Source organism: Leptolyngbya sp. FACHB-36, assembly GCF_014695955.1.
Lineage (GTDB): Bacteria > Cyanobacteriota > Cyanobacteriia > Leptolyngbyales > Leptolyngbyaceae > FACHB-36.
Genome location: NZ_JACJPG010000160.1, coordinates 1 through 4,797, shown reverse-complemented (window position 1 = coordinate 4,797; position 4,797 = coordinate 1). Strand labels below are relative to the sequence as shown.

General features: G+C 52.3%; 4 protein-coding genes and 1 pseudogene. 4 read left to right on the top strand and 1 reads right to left on the bottom strand.

Annotated elements, in window-relative coordinates; all coding sequences use genetic code 11:
* From H6F43_RS22945 to urtE, 4 genes and pseudogenes are all read left to right on the top strand, one after another.
* Window positions 1-159 (top strand): annotated as a pseudogene (locus H6F43_RS22945) (urea ABC transporter permease subunit UrtB); the annotation flags it as partial.
* Window positions 160-198: 39 nt separating this feature from the next.
* Window positions 199-1,443 (top strand): urea ABC transporter permease subunit UrtC, encoded by a 1,245-nt coding sequence (gene urtC / locus H6F43_RS02395; protein WP_190340412.1) that lies wholly within the window; start codon window positions 199-201, stop codon window positions 1,441-1,443.
* A 177-nt stretch (window positions 1,444-1,620) separates the two neighbouring features.
* Window positions 1,621-2,385: an urea ABC transporter ATP-binding protein UrtD gene (gene urtD, locus H6F43_RS02390; protein WP_190340411.1), complete on the top strand. Its 765-nt coding sequence runs from the start codon at window positions 1,621-1,623 to the stop codon at window positions 2,383-2,385.
* Window positions 2,372-3,070, top strand: a complete 699-nt coding sequence (gene urtE / locus H6F43_RS02385; protein WP_190340410.1) for an urea ABC transporter ATP-binding subunit UrtE — start codon at window positions 2,372-2,374, stop codon at window positions 3,068-3,070. The genes urtD and urtE overlap by 14 nt, the downstream gene beginning before the upstream one ends.
* Window positions 3,071-3,351: 281 nt before the next feature.
* Here urtE and H6F43_RS02380 read toward each other — a convergent pair.
* A partial coding sequence (locus H6F43_RS02380; RefSeq protein WP_190340409.1) for a DUF3352 domain-containing protein occupies window positions 3,352-4,797 on the bottom strand: 1,446 nt, incomplete at its 5' end.

Here is a 4,797-nt window from a genome sequence, read left to right as displayed (position 1 = left end):
GTGGGTGTGCTAGCGGGTGCGTTTTTGATTGGGCAGTCGAATGCGTCGATCGCTTACCTGCTGAATGACCCAGCCGCACGAGTCATTGTGCTGGCGGCAGTGATTGTCTTGATCCGCTACCGACCAGAAGGTCTCTTCACCGTGCAGAAGCGGTCATAAAGCAACGCACTCGAACAATAGTTAACGCGAGGGGGAAAGATGACCGAGGTTATGGGACGCTTGCGGCAGGCTGCCGTTCCCAAAAGATTACTGATTACGACGAGTGTGCTGCTGCTGATTTTGGTCGTGCTGCCGTTTGTGGCAGGCGGGTTCCAGACCAATCTGATGGCAAAACTGCTTTTGTTCGGAGCGCTGGGCGTTTCCCTTGATTTAGTCTGGGGCTTCGCAGGAATTTTGAGCTTTGCGCACGGGGTATTCTTCACGCTGGGCGGCTACGCGATGGCGTACTACCTAAAGCTGAATTTGTCCGCTTCAGCCAACACCTATGGCGGCTCTCTGCCAGATTTCATGGTGTGGAACGGATTGAAAGAGCTGCCGTGGTTTATCGCGCCGCTGCAATTTTTCCCGATCGCCGCGTTTGCGATGGTAGCCGTGCCCGCTGGGTTCGCCTACATCATTGGCTGGTTTATTTTCCGATCAAAAGTCAGCGGCGTTTACATCACGATCATTACACTGGCAATTTCCTCGGCGCTAACCACCTTTTTTGTGAGCCAGCAAGCCTACACGGGCGGCACAAATGGCATTACAGATGTCTCTTCACTATCGCTGTTTGGATTGGTGATTCCCCCGATCGGGCTGTACTTCATCATTCTCGTATTCACCGTTTTTGTGATTGCGGCAAGCTGGTGGCTAACGCAATCAAATTTTGGTTTGATCCTGCGATCGATTCAGGAGAATGAGCAGCGAATTTCATACCTGGGCTACGACGTTGCCAGCTTCAAGATTTTCATTTGGACACTATCTGCAGGGATCGCTGGAATTGCAGGCGGGCTATTTGTGCCGCTGAACAAATTCATCTCTCCTGTCTATTTAGCCGTAGCGTTTGGCACGCAGATTGTTATCTGGGTCGCTGTGGGCGGCAGAGGCACGCTGTTTGGTCCTGTAATTGCTGCGATTCTGTTAGGGCAAGTGCAAAACTATGCCGATCGCGTTACTCAAGATTGGCAGCTAGTCGTTGGAGTTTTGCTGCTAATCGTAGTCCTGTTTTTACCGGACGGTTTGATGGGATTGGTACCTAAACAGTTTAAGCTGAACGATTCCACTCGTCTCGGGGCGATCGTGCGCTCCAATTCAGCCGCAGGGTTTGTTCGAGCCAGCCTGTTTGATTGGTACACTCCGCTGCAAAATCTAGTTCAACAGCTTGGTCATACTTTGTTTGATCGATCGCGATCCAGCCATCAAAAGAGCCAGCAAGCAAAGACTAATCGCAAAACGGGCATCTAATGAGTGCTGACGCAAGCGGATCTTTAACCGAGTCTGGTCGTAAAGATCGATCACCGCAGAATGTTTTTAGATTTGATCGCTAGATAACAGCAGACAGTGATTTGGCGATGATAGTCTAGGTCCAATTGAATCCGAAAGGCGCATATCGCAACAATTTCGTCCATTAGTGAGGTAAATGTGGAGCCGCAAGAAGCTGTTTTATCTGTACGATCGCTCAAAGTAGTGTTTTCTGGTTTCCAGGCTCTGAAAGGCGTGGATTTGGAAGTTGGTGATCGGGAGATCGTGACGATTATTGGACCCAATGGCGCCGGAAAAAGCACGTTATTGGACGCGATCGTCGGCAAGTCACCCGTTGCTTCTGGACACGTCTACTATCAGGGACAAGAAATTACCAATAAGAGTCCGTACGCAATTTCTCGATTGGGCATCGGGCGGAAGTTTCAGAACCCAAACGTCTACAACGAGCTGACCGTATTTGAAAATCTTCTGCTCTCGCTGAAGGGAACTCATAGCGTACTCGCGTCGATCAGAGCCAAGCTAACGAGCGGCAAACGAGAAAAGATTGAACTCGTGCTCGATCGCGTTGGCTTGCTCGACAAAGCCTTCACCAAAGTCGCCTCTCTGTCTCACGGTCAAAAGCAGTGGGTGGAAATTGGCATGGTGCTGGCTCAAGACCCGTCGATCGTGCTGTTAGATGAACCCACAGCGGGCATGACGCCTGATGAGACGCATCTAACTGGAGAAATCATCAAGAGCATTTCACAAACTCACTCGGTTGTTGTGATTGAACACGACATGGAGTTCGTAAAACAAATTGCTCAGCGAATTGTCGTATTGCACCAGGGTGAAAAACTGACCGAAGGCTCCGTGCGCGATGTACAGTCAAATCCCAAAGTTATTGAGGTGTATTTAGGTCGTGAAAGAATCGATGCCGCTGCTTGAACTGTCCGATGTGACAGTTTCTTACGGGCTAACGCCTGTTTTGTTCAACGTGAATATAGCGATCAACAAGGGAGAAATTGCCTGCTTGTTGGGGCGCAATGGCGTTGGCAAAACGACTCTGTTGCGTAGCGTGATTGGCTTAAACAAAGTTGTGTCCGGCAACATTGTGTTTGATGCTGACGAAATTGCTAAGGTTCCCACCTACAAACGCGCTCGCTATGGAATTTCCTACATTCCTCAAGGTCGGGAAATTATTCCCTATTTGTCTGTGTTGGATAACCTTAAATTGGGTTTGACCGCGAATCGGCAGAAGTCAAATCGAATTGACGAAGTGTTTGAGTTCTTCCCGATGTTGAAGCAGCATCTCAAGCGGCAGGGCGGACTGTTGAGTGGTGGGCAACAGCAACAGTTGGCGATCGCGCGTGGCTTGTTGAGCAACCCGCAAATTATGCTGCTAGATGAACCAACGGAGGGTATCCAACCGTCGATCGTTCAAGAAATTGAAGCAACGCTGCGACGAATCAACGAAGAAAAGGGCATCACTGTTTTAGTTGTGGAGCAAAAAATCGACTTTGCTCGTCGGCTTGCTCAGAAATTTTTCATGATGGAGAAAGGCGCGATCGTCGCCCAAGGGCGGACCTCGGAGCTAAACGACGCCCTTGTTCACAAATATCTGGCGGTTTAGCAACGAACTCAACAAAGGTGGAATTCAAATCGCTGCTTACAGATTTAAGTGGCAACGAGGGATTAGCATTTGCTAATCCCTTTGTTTCAGTGAATAAGTTTTAATGGGTAATATCAATTCGCAATTCGGAATTGCAGAAGCTTGAGTCCGCCTACGCTTTAGTGTTTGACCTGTAGCTGGAATTTAGAGAACTGGTATCAGTAATTACTAGAGATTCTGCTGCCAACATTGCCCAAGGGCTAGCGCTTAAGTCACGTTCTAACTCTGCGCCTCAGGATCGTTTAATCACCGAGTCCGCCCAGCCGAATAAAGACGCCGCCGCGCTGTACACCCGATTGGCGTCCGTAGCTCGTAATGGCTAGCGACTTAATATGATCCACGATCGGTTTGCCTGCCAGCTTAATCACCTTTAGTAGCGGAAACTGACGCTCTAGAAACGATTGACTGGCGATCCAATCCAGATACAAATAGCCGTCATTCGGCTGAAGCAGGGGGTCGATCGCCGCCTGAAAGCGATCGTTTGTTGCCAGTGAGTGCTCCATCGCCTTGAGTGCCTGATCCATCGCCGCCAGCGACGTAGTGAACAGCTCGTAGTTGCCCACGGTGGCATGTACACCCTGCACCTGTGCCTGCAGCGCCAGTGGGTTCGACGACGGCTTTGCAGCGGTGCTCAAGCGCGTCCACGCGGCTACCGTTTGGGCGCCGAGCTGAATCGAGCCAACGCTGAGTCCCTGCTGCTGAGCGATCGCATCCAGCCGTGCAATCCCTTCTGAAGCAGCAGGGTCCGATCGCTGTGCCACAAAGACCCAATCTGCCGGAGCCGGAACCGATTTGGCTGAAGATTGAGCGCTGGCGACAGGCAGCAAGCCTAGCGCGTACTCCCCCGTCACCCAATCAAACACATCGTCGCGCAAATCCAGCTTCCAGCGATCCTGCAACTCCGCCAGCGACTGATCGACCAGTTGAGCCACCGCACCGTATCCCTTCAGCTGTTGAGACAGCCCCGTCCATAGCTGATTTAGGTTGCTGCCGGACGCTGAAATCGGGCTAAAGTCGGGCACGTATTGCAGAGCACCGACTGGTTTAGACAGCGGCGGCGACACGGTTTCGGGCGGGTCGTTGGGCGACAGCAGAGCGGTTTCTGCCGCGAGTCCCCGTTGATCGAGCGTCAGGGCGATCGTCAACAGTTGAGCAGGCGGCTGAGCGGTCGCTGGCTGGGCATCGGCTGGACGATCGCGCACTCCGGCTGCCCAACTTGTTAGGCGAGGCACATTAACGAAGCTCAGCCCAATTCGAGGCTGCTCCAGCGTCCCTAGCGCCTGCTCATAGAACGTGGCGCTGCTGAGGTTTAAATCGGGAGCCTGCACGTTGTTGATTGCATCCCGTAGCACCTTCGGATGATTGGCAAACAGCACGAAGCGATCGCCAACAACCGCGCTAGCCAACGAGGACGTGGGGCGGGTCGCATCTTTTCCCACCTCCGTCACTGCCTTCCCGCTGCCATAAATCAGCTTCACGCCTTTGTACTGCTCGAACACCAGATCGGCGCCCGCTAAGGCGCGTTTCTGCCAGAACAGTTGCAGAAACTCCCGCGATCGCTCTGGGTCTTTGGTGGCCACTGCCAGCAGATATCCAGCTTGGCGACCGTTGTCTGTGTCGCGATCGAGGTCCAGCGTCGTCACAGCCGCTGTAATTTCCTGACCTAGCCACGGCTGGATGTCGCGTTG